Consider the following 15,772-nt stretch of genomic DNA (forward strand, 5'->3'; position numbering starts at 1 on the left):
CTAGATAATAATAGTTTTCAAAAAGCATTGAACTTTATAAAAGAATATTATATGTCTGATATTAATTTTGATATAGAGGTAAAAGGCAAAAAGTATAATTTTTCTAAATTACCTGCCGATGATATGAAAGGTTTTATGCTTGGTAAATTTAGTAATTCTTGCCAATCTATAGGACATGATTCCGAAAGATGTGTTTTAGACGGTATGAGTAAAGCAAATGCCGGTTTTTATATAATTACGGATGATAAAGGAAATATAAGAGCTCAGTCATATGCTTGGCTTGCTGGAGAGGGAAAAAAGAATGAAAAAGCCACTTCTATGGTACTAGATTCATTTGAGCATTTAGGGAAAGAAGATAAATTATTATTTGTACCTATAATAAATAAATTGAGAGAAGCATTACAAAAACAAGCATTAAATTTATATGTAGGATGTGGCGGACAAACTCCTAAACTTGATATAAACACTATACATCCAAAACCAATGGAGCAAGATTTTATATATGGCGATGCAACAAATGTTTATCCTATTACAAGAGAAGTACCAACAATAGAATTAAACTTAGGAAAAAATGCTAATAACCAGGTTAATCAATATTCTACTATTGAAGAGCTAAAAACTGATAGTAAATTACTACAACAAATTATAATAAGTAAGCAAATTAACCGAGATTTAACAGAAGAGGAAATATCTTTGCTTAACATAGGTTTTACTTTTGCACAAATTTCGAATATAGAAAACGATAAACAAGAATTCTTTGTTGAAAATGACGATAATATAAAAAGTTTGACTGATGCCGGTGTTAGTGTGAAAGAATTACTTGCAATGGAACCAGAAACTCTTTATTGAAAATAGTTATAAGGTAAAAAGCTTATCTAAGGCCAGGCTCACTACGAAAGAATTGTTTAATGTGATAACAAGCCAACAAGAATCAGGTAATACAAATGAAAATGATTGAACTCAGTTTCATAATACGGATCACAATGCATTAAAAGTAGAGGTGATAGGTGATGCTACAGAACAAGCTTAGGTGAGTGTGGAATACAATTCAAGTATAATAGAATTATTGCATAACATAGCTAATAAGGAGAGATCCTTTTGGAGACAAATAAGTTATACAATAATTCTAATGCTTATGGTCATGGTGGTGGGTATAGAAGCCTAGAGCAGAAAGTGCATTTGAGAATTCAGAGTTAGGAGTTATTTCATTTGGTATTCCGCTGCAACATATGTGACCGTTTAAGCATATCACTTGATCGGAGTTTTTTATTACGGTAAATAAATCATGAGAAATCATAAAAACCGTAATATTGAGCTTTTTACGAATCAAATTAATAAGCTGATAAAATTCTTGTTGGCTTGTTACGTCTAAAGACTGTAATGGTTCATCTAAAATAATTAAGTCGGGATTATTAACTATTGAACATGCAAGAACTACCTTTTGAAACTGCCCTCCTGAGAGCTTAGAAATTTCTTGATCTTTTATATGTTCCAAATCAATAAATGAGTTAAGCTCTTTAATATTGTTATTAAAATTACTCGGTGCTAACAACTCTAAAAATTTTTTTACTGTAATAGGTAAATCAGGGGTTAATCCGAACTTCTGCGGTACATATCCAGTTTTTAGTTTGGGATCAATTATAATCTCGCCGCTTGTAGGTTTTTCAAGTCCAAGCATTAATCGTACTATGGTAGTTTTACCTGCACCGTTAGGTCCGATTAAAGTAGTGATATTATTTTTTTTGACAGTGAAACTAACGTTATTTATCGGAAATTTATTACCGAATTTTTTAGATACGTTACGAAACTCGATTATAGGTTTTTGCATGTGTCAGTTCACTTCTGTCATCCCGTGGCTTAACCACGGGATCCAGTAATAAATACTAAAGTTATTAATGTTTTAAGTTATTTTTCTAGATCCCGTGGTTAAGCCACGGGATGACACAGTGGGCAATAAATAGCATTCATTAAATAGAATAAATGTCGATTAGTGCTGCCTCGGCAAGTAAATGTTTTTGCAGGGCTAATACTAAATCTTGCTTGCTAGCATTCTCATCAAGTTCAAGATAATCATTTAGAGCATATAGTTTAAAAAAATAACGATGAGGTTTGCTGGCAAGTGGACAAGGACCGCCGTATTTTTTTTCTTGCCAGCTATTATTTAAAATTTTAATACTACTATCTATTTGTCCTTCTGAAAGCTTAGTAATAGAAGCAGAAATATTATATATTACCCAATGATCTCATATACCGTGTGGCGGTGCTATTTCTACCGGTGCATCCGAATCATCCATTATAAGTGCAAAAGATTTAGTATTTGAAGGAGCATTACTCCATTCTAGATGCGGTGAAACATTTTGTCCTGTACAAGTAAATTTATCAGGAATGCGATCATTATGTTTAAATGCTGTACTATTATGAAAGTCATAGGTTGCTCCTTTTGTTATAACGTCATTGCGAGCAACTATAAGCTGCATGGCAATCTCATGAAATAATAAAATTCCTGGGATTGCTTCGGCAATTACTTCGTAATTTTCTTCGCAATGACTTTTTGTCTATCAATTCACAACTTGCCATTGTCCGTCAGGTTGGCGGCATGCATTACCGTATGCTTTTTGTTGTTTTCCGCCTATTACAACTGTTTGAGTGTACTCACGGCAATATTGACCAGTGCTATTTCTATAAGTTTTATTAGGTGTTACGTAACCGTAATTGCCGTTATCCGGATTACGCCATTCTACGTTACTACCACTAGGAGCTGTTTCTAAAGCTCTCTGTGAGGTAAGCTCTGCAAGTCTTCTATCCTGCTCATCCATACCTGCACCGATTTGTCCACCAAGAACTGCTCCAAGTAATGCACCTACACCTACTCCCACAAGTTGTCCTGTGCCCTTACCGAATTGAGAACCAAGTAATGCGCCGCCAGCACCGCCAAGAAGTGTTCCTGTACCTTGTTTATTCATACCGCCCGGACCATTACAGGCTTGTAACATAGAAGTTGCAAGAGCTATAATCATAACTTTAGATAATAGTTTCATATAATTCTCTCTAAATTAATATATAATTAATAAGTATATGGTTTTTAGAATTTTGTAAAGCTAAAACTAGATTCTGTAAACAAAATTTAAATTATTTGTATTTTAAAATATTATTTTTAATTTTGTTCACAGAACCTCATTATAATTGAATTTTATATTTTCTTTGTTAAACTACAAATAAATAAATTGGAAAGATTTGTCATGGATACTAATAGCCGTAATCGGTTAATAAAATCGGCATCTTATTTATCGGTTACTACGGCATTAATTATTTTAAGTATAAAATTATATGCTTGGGTTGTTACCGATTCGCAATCAATCCTTGCTTCTTTAATTGATTCAATGCTTGATATAACTTCTTCCTTTATTAATCTAATAGCTTTAAGATTTGCCCTGCAACCGCCGGATCATCATCATCGATTCGGGTATGAAAAAATGCAGGATTTAACAATTTTTTCTCAATCGATATTTTTCTTTGCTTCAGCTTTTTTTGTAGGCTTTTCTTCGGTTAAATCTTTATTTGAAAAAACAAAACCGGAGAATATTAGCGACGGTACTACTGTAATGTATGTATGTATATTCTTAACAATTATTTTAGTGCTTTACCAAACTTATGTAATTAAAAAAACAGGATCGGAAATAGTAAAAGCCGATAAGCTTCATTATTTCACAGACTTACTAACTAATGTTATAGTAATTATCTCTATAAATTTAAGTGATTATTTTTGGTTTGTTGACCCATTATTTGGTGTAGTTATTTCGTTATATATATTTCACTCTTCTTATTCTTTATTTAAAAAGGCATTTAAAAATTTAGTAGATCATGAATTACCCGAACAAGATAGACAAAAAATTATCTCGATAGTTAATAACCATTTAGGGGCAAAAGGTATGCACGAAATGAAAACTAGATATGCCGGTCAAAAAGCTTTTATCCAGTGCCATCTGGAAATGGACGGCAATATGTCGCTTTATAATGCTCATAAAATTAGCGATGAGATTGCTTTTGAAATATTGCAGGAATTTCCGGAGGCTGAAATAATTATCCACCAAGATCCTTTTGGAATCGAAGAACACGTAAATTACCGTGAATATATTGTTAGATAAAGAAGCTAATTTTAATAATTTTTTCATGGAGCAAGCTTTAAAACACGCCAAGATTGCTTTTGATAAAAAGGAAGTCCCGGTCGGGGCGGTAATTGTAGATAGGTTAAATCAGAAAATTATTGCTAGTACCCATAACAATACGGAAGAAAAAAATAATGCTCTTTATCATGCTGAAATTATTGCTATTAATGAAGCATGTAATCTTATATCTTCTAAAAATTTAAATGATTATGATATTTACGTTACTTTAGAACCTTGTGCTATGTGTGCGGCAGCTATAGCTCATAGCAGGTTAAAACGTTTATTTTATGGGGCTTCTGATTCCAAGCACGGAGCAGTCGAAAGTAATTTGCGATATTTTAACAGTAGTGCTTGTTTTCATAGACCGGAAATATATAGTGGAATTCTTGCCGAAGATTCGGGGCTATTAATGAAAGAGTTTTTTAAGAGGATAAGAACTGTTATTTCTAGCCACAGAATGACATAGAGGATTGCAAGAATGACATAAAGAAGTAAGAAAACATGCTAAAACTATTAACCCCCTATTATTTTAATAAATTATCAAAGGTTATAATACCTATATTAGCTATATCTACTTGCGTAATGATGATTATAGGTCTTTATTTAGCCCTCATAGTTTCGCCGGTAGATTATCAACAAGGTGATTTTGTACGCATTATGTATGTTCATGTCCCTGCCTCTTGGATGGCTCTTGGTGTTTATGTTTTCATGGCAGCATGCAGCTTTAGCTATTTAGTATGGAAAACTACTATTAGCTATTTGCTAGCTGTAGCTTCTAGTTACGTTGGGGCTACTTTTACTTTGATTAGTTTAGTAACAGGTTCTTTATGGGGAAAACCTATATGGGGGACATGGTGGGTTTGGGATGCACGACTTACCTCCATGCTCATATTATTTTTATTATATTTAAGCTATATTATTATAGTGAATAGTGCGGATAATATAAGAAAGGCACAAAATCCTTCTTCTATTATTGCTCTTATCGGACTGATTAACATACCGATAGTAAAATTCTCGGTAAATATTTGGTATAGTCTGCATCAGCCTGCTAGTGTTTTAAGGCTAGGGAGTCCAACTATTCACTCTTCAATGCTAAAGCCTTTAATTATCATGTTTATTAGTTTTATATTATATTTTCTATTAGTATTACTTTTAAGAACTTCTATATTAATCGACAAAATCAAAAACAGATAATAAAATGACTTATGTTGTAACCGATGAATGCGTAAAATGTAAATATACCGATTGTGTTGAAGTATGTCCTGTAGATTGTTTTTATGAAGGTGAAAGGGAAGATGATTTTATGTTAGTCATTAACCCCGATGAATGTATAGATTGCGGTGTTTGTGTTCCTGATTGTCCTATAGGTGCTATTAAACCTGAATCACCGGGGTTAATAGAATGGGTAGAACGTGCAAAAGATTTTATAGAAAATAAAGGATGGAAAAATATTACCAAAAAAAAACCTGCTTTGCCTGATGCCGATAAATTTAAAGATGAGAAAGATAAGTTTAATAAATACATAGGTTCTGTGAAGATTTCTAATTGATTTGTTATTTTAAAATAGGATTAACTATTCCTTCAAAAATCTTATAATTTTCGCTTAAAAATATCTCAAAATAACAAATCAATTAGAAATCTTCACAGAACCTAAAATAACATGAATTAACTATATGTGTTTATTTTGTCACAAAACTTAATAAAAGCTTTATTATTATGAATCTAGTTGCCGATTAAATATAGAACTAAAAAATATAATATGTTATATATGCCATTAAGATAATGTTTAATTATTTAATTTGAGGTGCTAATCATGAAAAAATTACTTTTAATAGCTGCTACAAGTGCAACAATTTTATCTTCTAGCGTATCATTTGCTGAGGGCATGGATCATGAGTGGTATTTAAGAATAGATACCGGTGCAGCAATGTTTAATGAAGAAAAAGATAAGGCAACCGGTGTTAAATTAAAATCTAATACAACTGTTCCAGTTGATTTAGGTATCGGTTATTATATTTCCGAAAACTTTAGAGCCGATTTAACTTTAGGTACTATAATCGGTGGTAAGTTAAAGAAATCCGGAGCTGCGACTAATGCACCTTTTACCGGTACTAATGTTTCAGCAAGCCATAAACCTACTATTACACGTTTACTTATTAATGGTTATGTAGATTTAACTAATTTTGATATGTTCGATGTTTTTGCTGGTGCCGGTGTTGGTCCTGCATTAGTTAAAGAAAAAATTACATATAATGGAATAACCGGTCTTTCATCTAACACTAAAAACAGAACTAATATTTCTTACAAGCTAACTTTAGGTACTTCTGCACAAATTGCCGACGGTGTTAAAGTAGAACTAGCTTATAGCTGGATAGATGATGGTAGAACAAAAAGTAAGAATGTAATTTACCAAGGAACAAGTGTACCAACCGGTGGTATGCGTTATCAAAGCCATAACTTAACAGCCGGTATAAGATTTGATATATAATTAACAAGAATATATTAATAGTTTTAGGTAGTAACCTAATATCATACCATGGCTTAACCACGGGATCTAGAAATACAAAAAAACTGGATCCCGGTGGTTAAGCCACGGAGTGACATTAGATGACAACTCAGAAATGTCACTTTTTTACAATTTTTACCTAAATTAAAGCTATTTTTTATCGAATTTAGGTAAAAATTGTAAAATTATTATCTAATATCGTTTTTACTAACAACTAATAAAATTTAAAGGAAAAATTTAACAATATGAAAAAATTACTTTTAATAGCAGCTGCAAGCACAGCACTTTTAACTTCTGGTCTTTCATTTGCTGATTGCGATATGAATTCTTCTGTAGATTCATCTACTAATTCATCGATGTCATCATCTGTGGAAAATCAATGGTATTTAAAACTTAATGCCGGCGGTGTGATTTTTAACAAAACAAAACCTAAAGGAGCAGATTTTAAGTTAAAGTCTCATATAAAGTCTAATACAGGATTTACAGGTGAGATCGGTGCGGGTTACTATATCATGGATAATCTAAGAACCGATTTAACAATTGGAACGGTAGCAAGTAGTCATTTAAAGAAATCAAAAACTTATCCAGACGGTAATTCTTTCTCAGTAAAAAATAAACCTACTATTGTAAGTTTATTACTTAACGGTTATGTTGATTTCGTCGATTTAAGCATGTTTAAAGTATTTGCAGGTGCAGGTGTTGGTGCTGCTTTTGTAAAGGAAAAAATTAACTCTAAAGATATTAAAAATGGTGTAACTGACACTTTCAACGGTACTACTAAAAACAAAACTAACTTTGCTTATCAATTATCTTTAGGAACTTCATTTGAAGTTGCACAAGGTGTAAAAGCTGAACTAGTTTATAGCTGGAGAGATTACGGTAAAACAAAAAATACCACCAAAACTATTGACGGGGATAAAGTTAAATTTGGCGGAACCCGTTATAAAGGTCATAACTTAATGGCAGGATTAAGATTTGATATGTAATTAGTCTTAAATCTTTTTACAAGCTATTAACACGCAAAAGGAGTCTTTAATAAAGACTCCTTTTTTTGTTTGTATGCCTTGGTATTGCCTACGTGGATACTGAGACGTCATGAGCTAAGCGACTGCAAGGTATTATCGCATGATGCAGCTTTTTCGTTATTGCGAGGAAAATTACGAAGTAATTGACGAAGCAATCCAGTAAAAAATTCTGATTTACAGCATTTTCATTATTTTTCCTAGATCCTACGGCTGCGGAGTTGTTGTGTGGTTCGAAAAGTCCGTACGATGTCATTCCCGCTTCCGCGGGAATGACATAAACTGAGCCAGGCAACAACACCTACAAGCTTGCGGAGTTATAGTAGAGATGGCATTGATATTCATGCCAACAAACTCTTAATCTAAAGACTCTTTTTGCCTTTATAAAACGTTACGTTCATTTTATGTATTGCTGCAAAGCCTAAATAAATTTTAATACGTTCTAGAATAATATCTTGATAATAAGGTAATTTTGCTGCAGTAGCATTATCTTCAGCTTGTATAAACAGCGTATTAATTTTTTGTTTTTTATAAGTATAGGTGGTGATTTTTAAAGGTAATGCTTTAGTGCTGAAGTTAAACCCGACTATTTTATTCCAGTTAATCATGATTTCAGGCAGCAATGGATGTTGTTTAGCAAATATACGTCTAACTATTTTATCGATATCCTCTTTAATGAGCTTCATTTTAATAAACTCTGCACTGTTAAAGTTATGATGGCTAAAGCAAGCATTATAGATATTACGGGAAAATGTAAAGATGTAACCGATATGATCATTAAAAATGTATTACAAACTGCTATAATCGATACTACTTGTTTATGAGATTTACCTTTTTGTACTGCTTTTTGAAAAAAATGCTTTAAATGAGGCTGCCAAATTTTTTCTTTATTGAGTAGCCGAATTAATATGGTTAGCACTGCATCAGTGATGTAATATAAGCTAGCAATAGCACAAGCTATAAATAAATTAGTGCTTGTAAGAGCCAGCAGGAGCAAACAAAGACCCGTTAAGAATCCAAGACTAATACTTCCCACGTCTCCTAAAAATATTTTTGCCGGATGCCAATTAAATATTAAAAAACCACAAGAACAACCAAGAATAATAACATTTACACTAGCTATAAAATATGGATTATTAATAGTCGGAAATTGTAAAAAACATAATATAAGCATAGTGCTAGATAGATGGATAGATTCCACACAACTCATACCGTCTATACCGTCCATAAAATTATATATATTAATAAAACCGCTTAAAGCTATAACTAAAATAGAATATATTAGTATATGTACAGAGTTTAGCTGCGAAAAAAGAAAAATAGCAGAAGCTGCACAAATTAAGTGAACTATTAAACGAATTAGAATAGGTACGGCTTTTAAGTCATCTAAAAAGGAAATCGAAGCAATTGCCAATAATAACGGTAATATTTTTATTGAATTAACAAAGTTATTGCTCATTATATATTCAAACCCGCTCAAAGCAATCATTACAACAACTACAATAGCAAGACCGCCGCCGCGCGGTGTTATCTTATCATGAGAACGACGGTTACTTGGTATATCAACTAAACCGATAGTAGGAAGATATTTAGTTAATATATATGTTAATATAGCGGTGGATATAAAAGAAAAAATAAATAATGTGCTGTAGCTATTTATATTCATAGGAACATATTAGATTTAAAACTATAATATTTACGGTTTGGCATTTCTCTACTATCTTATTTGTCATATGAATTTTGGCTTTTGAAGGTTCAGGGCTACCGCTTGGATGATGATGCACAAGTATAAGGCTGCTTGCTTCGTTAAATAAAGCTCGTTTAATTATCTCACGTGGATATACCGCAGCTTGGTCTATAGTTCCTTGACTTAAAACCTCATCAGCAATTAAAATATTTTTCTTATTCAAAAATAATATACGCAATTGCTCGAGTCGCATATTGCCCATATTAACTGTTAAATAATCAATCCAAGAACTCCAAGAAGCACTAATATTTTTATTTATTATTTTTTGTTTCAATACTCTAATTTATCAGCTCACGTAGAGCAAAATTGATATATAAATTTTCATTGGTGCCTTTAATACTAAGTAGCCTTTCCTTATCAAGGTTAATTAAATCCGTAATATCAAAATGATCAAGTAATTTTTTAGCAAGAGGTTTTATGTCTTTACGAGGGATAGCCGAAAATAACATTACTTCAAGTAATTCGTAATCAGAAAAATGTTCTGCTCCAGCGGCAACGAAGCGTTCTTTTACTCTTTTACGGTGACCTATATAATGATGCGTATCTATTTCATCATTACTAAATTCTAACAAATTATTTTCTAACATTCTTTATGTTTATTCAAATTATAAATAAGTAAAATGTTGCTGATGTCATTCCTAGCTAAAAGCAGGAATCCAGTAATCTTTAATGTCATCCTAGCTAACTTGATCGCGGGATCTAGTCTTTTTAAATGCTTTTTGGATCCTGTGGTCAAGCCACGGGATGACACCGAGTGCGTTTTTTGATCCACGCAACAATGTCCCGCGGGAATGACATAGATAGCCATACAACAAAGTCAATTTTTACCCTACAGTTTAGTATGGAGGATAATCAAGTTTTTTAGGTGATAACGTAAATATTTCAAAACCGTCTTTAGTCACGCCTATAGTATGCTCAAATTGAGCCGATAATGATTTATCACGTGTAGTAACTGTCCATCCATCTAGTTTACTTAATATAGTGTCATAATTACCGGCATTTATCATAGGTTCAACGGTGAAAAACATCCCTTCTTCTAACGTTAGACCCGTGCCGCTGCGACCGTAATTTAATATTGATGGTTCGTCATGAAAAACTCTTCCGATACCGTGACCCGTATAATCTCTAACCACAGAATAATTATGTTTCTCGGCATAGCTTTGAATAGCATGTCCAATATCACCGAGTTTAGCACCGGGTCTAACTACTTCAATCCCTTTCATCATTGCATCATAAGTTACTTGAATAAGACGCTTTGGCTTAATTGCTACGTCACCGACATAATACATACGGCTAGTATCACCGTACCAACCGTCTAAAATTACCGTAACATCAATATTTACTATATCACCGTTTTTTAACGGTTTATCGTTTGGAATGCCGTGACAAACCACATGATTTATAGAAGTACAAATCGATTTCGGAAAGCCTTTGTAATTTAACGGTGCAGGAACGGCATTATGAGAAGTAATAAAATTATGACAAAGGCCATTTAAACTATTAGTAGTGACATTCGGTTTTACGTGATCAGTAATAAAATCGAGCGTCTCTGCAGCTAATTTTCCTGCTGCCCGCATCTTTATGAAATCTTTTCCCGTGTGGATTTTTATGGTCATGAATTTTGGTTACCTTTCCCTCAAAAAAAATATATTTTTCATAATACAAAATGGCTCTTTTAATGTAAATAACTTATCCTATTATTGAGAAGTGCTGTTATGTTACTTGATGTAGGTTTTGGATATTATATAATTGCTAATATAATTATTATTTAACATAATGGGTGTAGTTAGGTTATTATTTGCTCTTTCTGTTATGGCTGCACATTCAACTTCTCATCCATTGCTTAAATTTATAGGTACCACAATTGTAGTACAATCTTTTTTCATGATTTCCGGCTTTTATATGGCTATGGATTCAGAGCAATTATACAAGCAAAATAAAATTTTGGAAACGTAGATATTTAAGGCTTTATCCTACTTATATCTTGTGTATTTTAGTTACTTTCTTATTGCAGCAAAAATTTTCTTTTTTAAGGCAATTGTGTAATCTTCCATTTCCGGCTGGTTTTTTTTATTGTTGCAAACCTAACAATGTTGTTGCAAGATGTAACAATGTTTATTAGAATTAATAATAATACAGTACATTTTACAAAATACTTTATTGACTCCACGCCTCCTCTTTATCAATTTTTGTTGATACCTCCTGGTTGATCAATTGGGTTAGAAATTTCTTTAATGGCACCTTGGATTCTAAAAAAGAAAAATATCTATATTTTTATCCATAATTTGTATATCTTTAATTACTAGAATTATTCTTAGTTTAATGGATTTATAGGAGATTCTTGGTCTTATAGATTCTTTCCTTCTGAACTTGCAGTTTTCTTAATTGGTAGTCAAGCATTTTATATTTATACTAATCAAGAAATAAACGAAAAAAAGTCTTGGCTTAGTCAATTACTCTATTTATTATATTAATAATTATTACTTTTCCGTTTATCCCAATAGAGCCTCAACTAAAAAAATTACTTTTTTATTGTTTATTTGCTCTATCTTTAGGAAAAATATTTGACTTAACCAAAGATAATAAGTTAGACAAATTAATTGCTTTACTCTCTTACTCAATATATTGTTGTCATTTAATTGTCTTGTATAATATATTACCTGCTATTTCATATTTTGCTGATAATGGGATATTTCTTAATACGTTGGTTACTTTTATAACAGTAATAATTATTTCTTTATTGAAAAGCCTATAGAGTATTATAGAAAAAGATAAAAAACTCATAATTTAGCTTAATATTTAAAACTATGCTATATTACATAAATAAAATTCTTTCAAGCAATAAGGTACAAGCGGTTATCTTAGGGATAATCGGGCTTGGGGTTGTTACTGTTCTCACGTCATATAATATAGACGATCCGTCGTTTAACTCGGTCACAACAGAGTACCATAGTAATTTAGTCGGAATTTTTGGCTCTTATTTATCGGATTGTTTATATCAATTTTTTGGGTTGGCTGCTTTTATCATACCGCTTGCTTGCTTTGTTTGGGGGAGAAATTGTTGGTATGGAAGATATCGCGGCTCATTTATCCGTATGTTTGTAATGTTGCTTGCTCTCGTTAGCAGTAGCACATTATTATCTAAGATTAAGCTAGAATTCATACCGGCAAATGCAGGTGGAGCTATCGGAATAATAGCTTCTAATTTTTTTGAGCGATTTACAAATCAACTATACTTATTATTAATATTTTTTACCTTTATTATATTAGTTGTTTTATTTGAAATTAAATTTACTTCTTTAAGTAATTTTATTATTAAGCTAGGTAAATTTTTAATCTATCGGATACAATCTTTTTTACATAATGTATTTTCACGATTGTCGTCGATAAGATTATTCCCTACTAAAAACAATGATAAGATAAATATAACTTCTTCTTACCAAAAGCCTGTAAGTGAAAAAGTAAAATTTCCTGAAGAAGCGAGATCCGTACCTGCAAATCCTATAAAATTCTTTAGCAAACCTGTTAGCCCTAAAATATCTCAAAGCGAAATAGCAGAATTGCCGCCTATTTCGTTATTACGTGATCCTGAAAACCATCATGTAAAAGGAGCTTCTTCCTCAGAGCTTAAACAAAAGGCTGAAGAGTTATTAACCGTGCTGAATGATTTTGGAGTTAAAGGGCAGATAATTAATATCAATCAAGGACCGGTGGTAACTCAATATGAATTTGAGCCGGCAGCAGGCACGAAAACATCAAGGGTAGTAGGATTATCTGACGATATAGCACGCTCACTATCTGCTTTATCAACAAGGATAGCAGTCATACCCGGCAAAAACGTACTTGGTATTGAGCTTCCTAATAAGCAGCGTGAATTCTTTTGCTTAAAAGAACTTATAGAGACCCCAGAATACCAAGACAAATCAACTTTATTGCCGTTAGTCTTGGGTAAAGATTTAGCAGGTAAGCCGCTGATTGCCGATCTTGCTAAAATGCCTCATTTATTAGTAGCAGGAACCACCGGCTCAGGTAAATCCGTCGGTATTAATGCGATGATTGTGTCGCTCTTATACCGCTATACTCCCGAAGAATGTCGCTTTATCATGATTGATCCGAAAATGCTTGAATTATCGGCTTATGATGGAATACCGCATTTGCTAACTCCCGTGGTAACCGAGCCTTCTAAAGCGGTAGTTGCTCTTAAATGGGCAGTTAAGGAAATGGAAAACCGTTATAGAATGATGAGCAATATCGGTGTTAAGAATATCGCAGGTTATAATGCAAAAATCTTAGAAGCGGTTAAAGAGAAGAGAGTAATTGAGCGTTCGATTCAAACTGGTTTTGACCCTGAAACAGGTAAGCCTATTTACGAAACCGTTACAATGAACATGGAAAAACTGCCTTACATAGTGGTTATTGTTGATGAGATGGCTGATTTAATGCTAGTTGCCGGTAAGGATATTGAAATGCTGATTCAAAGGCTTGCTCAGATGGCAAGAGCGGCAGGCATCCATATTATTATGGCAACGCAAAGACCTTCTGTAGACGTTATTACTGGTGTCATTAAAGCCAATTTTCCAAGTCGTATTAGTTTTAAAGTTACCTCTAAAATCGATAGCCGAACGATTTTAGGAGAGCAAGGCTCCGAGCAGTTACTCGGTATGGGTGATATGTTATTTATGGGGAGTACTTCCAAGATAAGTAGGGTACACGGACCGTTTGTTAATGAAGCCGAAATTGAGCAAATTACGGAATATTTGAAAGAGAGTGGTACGCCTGAATATATCTCTGCCGTTACCGAGCAACCTGAAGAGGACGATAGTAGCATTGATATCGGTGACGGCACCTCTGATGAAGTGCTTTACAAAAAAGCTGTGCAGATAGTGCGTTACGAACGCAAATCTTCCATTAGCTATATCCAAAGGTCACTTAGAATTGGCTATAACAAAGCTGCCAACTTAGTTGAGAAGATGGAGAAAGAGGGAATAGTCTCACCACCGAATCATACAGGTAAAAGAGAGATATTATTGCTTGAGAGGTAGGGTATTTTTTCGTCATGTGCTACGCAGCCGTAGGTGTTGTTGCATGACATAAGAGCCATGCAACAAGGCCAACGCCGCTACGGAATGACATATAATATATACATAAAAATATTATCCTAAAATTATTAATTATAATAGACATATTAAAAAAGTTGCGTTAGAATTACAACACTTTTTAAGTGATTTAATTGATTTAATTTTTATTAAGGTTTACATATGGCGAATATTTCTCCAAAATTATTTCAAAAAGCAATACAACAAGGTCTTAAAGCCGCTTTATTCACCACCTCAACCGCAGCGATAATGCTGAGTAGTAGTGGGGTACTCGGTGTTGCTGCAGGTGTTATTGCTACTAATGATGATGCAGCATTTAGTAATGATGCTGAGGCCAATAATTGGGATGAGATAACGGCTGAAGGGGTAGCTAATGGTATTCCTGCTGGCGGTCCTCAAAACAATTGGGCATTTACTTACAGTGCTGATTATACTATCACTGCAGATGTAGTCGATCGTATTATTACGGCTATAAATGTTGCGGGTACTACTCCCGTAGGTCTAAATATTGCTCAAAATACCGTCGTTGGTTCGATTATAACTAGAGGTAACTTGTTGCCTGTTACTATTGCTGGCAAAAGCTTAACTTTAAACGGTACTAATGCTGTTGCTGCAAATCATGGTTTTGATGCTCCGGCCGATAATTATACAGGTTTAGGAAATATAACTTTAGGGGGAGCGAATGCTGAATTAATTATACAATCTGCAACCCCGGCAAAGATAACACTTGCAGGAAATATAGATGGAGGAGGTATAATAACTGTCAAGACAGATGCTGCCATTAACGGAACAATAGGTAATACAAATTCATTAGCCACGATAAATGTAGGAGTAGGTAAAGCCACGTTAGGGGGAGCGGTTATTAAAGCTACTACGACTAAATTAACAGATGCTGCGTCGGTATTAACTCTTACAAATGCAAATGCAGTATTAACAGGTGCGATTGATAATACCACAGGTGGTGATAATGTAGGTGTCTTAAATTTAAATGGTGCATTAAGTCAAGTAAGTGGGAATATAGGTAATACAAATTCATTAGCCACGATAAGTGTAGGAGCAGGTAAAGCCACGTTAGGGGGAGCGGTTATTAAAGCTACTACGACTAAATTAACAGATGCTGCGTCGGTATTAACTCTTACAAATGCAAATGCAGTATTAACAGGTGCGATTGATAATACCACAGGTGGTGATAATGTAGGTGTCTTAAATTTAAATGGTGCATTAAGTCAAGTAAG

Annotated in this window: 14 protein-coding genes and 3 pseudogenes; 9 read left to right on the top strand and 8 right to left on the bottom strand. The window is 33.3% G+C overall.

From position 1 onward, the window contains the following. Nucleotides 1–51 precede the first annotated feature (51 nt). Nucleotides 52–321: pseudogene (locus GCO76_RS05480) on the top strand (hypothetical protein); the annotation flags it as partial. 805 nt (nucleotides 322–1,126) lie between these two features. Here the strand turns inward: GCO76_RS05480 and GCO76_RS05485 are convergent. The 3 genes and pseudogenes from GCO76_RS05485 to GCO76_RS05495 all read right to left on the bottom strand — a co-directional run bounded on the left by GCO76_RS05485 (nucleotide 1,127) and on the right by GCO76_RS05495 (nucleotide 3,038). After that, the gene (locus tag GCO76_RS05485) at nucleotides 1,127–1,828 is read right to left on the bottom strand and encodes an ATP-binding cassette domain-containing protein (RefSeq protein WP_410956422.1); all 702 of its coding nucleotides are present in this window, start codon (nucleotides 1,826–1,828) and stop codon (nucleotides 1,127–1,129) included. 139 nt (nucleotides 1,829–1,967) lie between these two features. Then, nucleotides 1,968–2,447 (bottom strand): annotated as a pseudogene (locus GCO76_RS05490) (YbhB/YbcL family Raf kinase inhibitor-like protein). Nucleotides 2,448–2,558: 111 nt separating this feature from the next. Then, the gene (locus tag GCO76_RS05495) at nucleotides 2,559–3,038 is read right to left on the bottom strand and encodes an RT0821/Lpp0805 family surface protein (RefSeq protein ID WP_410956423.1); all 480 of its coding nucleotides are present in this window, start codon (nucleotides 3,036–3,038) and stop codon (nucleotides 2,559–2,561) included. Between the two features lie 201 nt (nucleotides 3,039–3,239). Between GCO76_RS05495 and GCO76_RS05500 the strand changes: the two genes are divergently transcribed. The 6 genes from GCO76_RS05500 (at nucleotide 3,240) to GCO76_RS05525 (ending at nucleotide 7,658) form a co-directional block, all read left to right on the top strand. Next, on the top strand, nucleotides 3,240–4,145 hold the full coding sequence (locus GCO76_RS05500) for a cation diffusion facilitator family transporter (protein ID WP_014014861.1): 906 nt from the start codon (nucleotides 3,240–3,242) through the stop codon (nucleotides 4,143–4,145). Further along, on the top strand, nucleotides 4,126–4,632 hold the full coding sequence (locus tag GCO76_RS05505; RefSeq protein WP_410956424.1) for a nucleoside deaminase: 507 nt from the start codon (nucleotides 4,126–4,128) through the stop codon (nucleotides 4,630–4,632). The genes GCO76_RS05500 and GCO76_RS05505 overlap by 20 nt, the downstream gene beginning before the upstream one ends. A gap of 35 nt (nucleotides 4,633–4,667) precedes the next feature. Further along, the gene (locus GCO76_RS05510; protein ID WP_410956425.1) at nucleotides 4,668–5,360 is read left to right on the top strand and encodes a heme ABC transporter permease; all 693 of its coding nucleotides are present in this window, start codon (nucleotides 4,668–4,670) and stop codon (nucleotides 5,358–5,360) included. A 4-nt stretch (nucleotides 5,361–5,364) separates the two neighbouring features. Beyond that, nucleotides 5,365–5,715, top strand: coding sequence for a ferredoxin family protein (locus GCO76_RS05515; RefSeq protein WP_014014858.1), 351 nt, complete (start codon nucleotides 5,365–5,367; stop codon nucleotides 5,713–5,715). Between the two features lie 264 nt (nucleotides 5,716–5,979). After that, nucleotides 5,980–6,654 (top strand): adhesin Adr, encoded by a 675-nt coding sequence (gene adr / locus GCO76_RS05520; protein WP_024704389.1) that lies wholly within the window; start codon nucleotides 5,980–5,982, stop codon nucleotides 6,652–6,654. 263 nt (nucleotides 6,655–6,917) lie between these two features. Then, nucleotides 6,918–7,658, top strand: coding sequence for an outer membrane protein (locus tag GCO76_RS05525; protein ID WP_410956426.1), 741 nt, complete (start codon nucleotides 6,918–6,920; stop codon nucleotides 7,656–7,658). A 398-nt stretch (nucleotides 7,659–8,056) separates the two neighbouring features. Here the strand turns inward: GCO76_RS05525 and GCO76_RS05530 are convergent, their stop codons facing one another. The 5 genes from GCO76_RS05530 to map form a co-directional block, all read right to left on the bottom strand. Continuing rightward, on the bottom strand, nucleotides 8,057–8,380 hold the full coding sequence (locus tag GCO76_RS05530; RefSeq protein WP_103897359.1) for a DciA family protein: 324 nt from the start codon (nucleotides 8,378–8,380) through the stop codon (nucleotides 8,057–8,059). After that, the gene (locus tag GCO76_RS05535) at nucleotides 8,377–9,360 is read right to left on the bottom strand and encodes an MraY family glycosyltransferase (protein ID WP_410956427.1); all 984 of its coding nucleotides are present in this window, start codon (nucleotides 9,358–9,360) and stop codon (nucleotides 8,377–8,379) included. Before GCO76_RS05535 ends, GCO76_RS05530 begins: the two co-directional genes overlap by 4 nt. After that, entirely contained in the window at nucleotides 9,347–9,715 is a 369-nt protein-coding gene (locus GCO76_RS05540) for a JAB domain-containing protein (protein WP_410956428.1), read from the bottom strand. The genes GCO76_RS05535 and GCO76_RS05540 overlap by 14 nt, the downstream gene beginning before the upstream one ends. 4 nt (nucleotides 9,716–9,719) lie before the next feature. Next, entirely contained in the window at nucleotides 9,720–10,028 is a 309-nt protein-coding gene (locus tag GCO76_RS05545; protein ID WP_103897361.1) for a UPF0758 domain-containing protein, read from the bottom strand. Nucleotides 10,029–10,277: 249 nt separating this feature from the next. Further along, a complete protein-coding gene (gene map / locus GCO76_RS05550; RefSeq protein ID WP_010977838.1) occupies nucleotides 10,278–11,057 on the bottom strand; it encodes a type I methionyl aminopeptidase in 780 nt (259 codons plus the stop codon). A gap of 1,191 nt (nucleotides 11,058–12,248) precedes the next feature. Between map and GCO76_RS05555 the strand changes: the two genes are divergently transcribed. Both GCO76_RS05555 and GCO76_RS05560 read left to right on the top strand, forming a co-directional pair. Further along, nucleotides 12,249–14,483: a DNA translocase FtsK gene (locus GCO76_RS05555; RefSeq protein WP_410956429.1), complete on the top strand. Its 2,235-nt coding sequence runs from the start codon at nucleotides 12,249–12,251 to the stop codon at nucleotides 14,481–14,483. A 216-nt stretch (nucleotides 14,484–14,699) separates the two neighbouring features. After that, nucleotides 14,700–15,772, top strand: a pseudogene (locus tag GCO76_RS05560) (autotransporter outer membrane beta-barrel domain-containing protein); the annotation flags it as partial.

This window comes from Rickettsia koreansis, assembly GCF_046532895.1.
In the GTDB taxonomy this organism is placed as follows: Bacteria; Pseudomonadota; Alphaproteobacteria; order Rickettsiales; family Rickettsiaceae; genus Rickettsia; species Rickettsia rickettsii.

Bases quoted from the DNA above. Each gene is read 5' to 3' on its own strand.
- GCO76_RS05485 (WP_410956422.1), bottom strand. From the start codon at position 1,828: ATGCAAAAACCTATAATCGAGTTTCGTAACGTATCTAAAAAATTCGGT.
- GCO76_RS05495 (WP_410956423.1), bottom strand. From the start codon at position 3,038: ATGAAACTATTATCTAAAGTTATGATTATAGCTCTTGCAACTTCTATG.
- GCO76_RS05500 (WP_014014861.1), top strand. From the start codon at position 3,240: ATGGATACTAATAGCCGTAATCGGTTAATAAAATCGGCATCTTATTTA.
- GCO76_RS05510 (WP_410956425.1), top strand. From the start codon at position 4,668: ATGCTAAAACTATTAACCCCCTATTATTTTAATAAATTATCAAAGGTT.
- GCO76_RS05515 (WP_014014858.1), top strand. From the start codon at position 5,365: ATGACTTATGTTGTAACCGATGAATGCGTAAAATGTAAATATACCGAT.
- adr (WP_024704389.1), top strand. From the start codon at position 5,980: ATGAAAAAATTACTTTTAATAGCTGCTACAAGTGCAACAATTTTATCT.
- GCO76_RS05525 (WP_410956426.1), top strand. From the start codon at position 6,918: ATGAAAAAATTACTTTTAATAGCAGCTGCAAGCACAGCACTTTTAACT.
- GCO76_RS05530 (WP_103897359.1), bottom strand. From the start codon at position 8,380: ATGAAGCTCATTAAAGAGGATATCGATAAAATAGTTAGACGTATATTT.
- GCO76_RS05535 (WP_410956427.1), bottom strand. From the start codon at position 9,360: ATGAATATAAATAGCTACAGCACATTATTTATTTTTTCTTTTATATCC.
- GCO76_RS05545 (WP_103897361.1), bottom strand. From the start codon at position 10,028: ATGTTAGAAAATAATTTGTTAGAATTTAGTAATGATGAAATAGATACG.
- map (WP_010977838.1), bottom strand. From the start codon at position 11,057: ATGACCATAAAAATCCACACGGGAAAAGATTTCATAAAGATGCGGGCA.
- GCO76_RS05555 (WP_410956429.1), top strand. From the start codon at position 12,249: ATGCTATATTACATAAATAAAATTCTTTCAAGCAATAAGGTACAAGCG.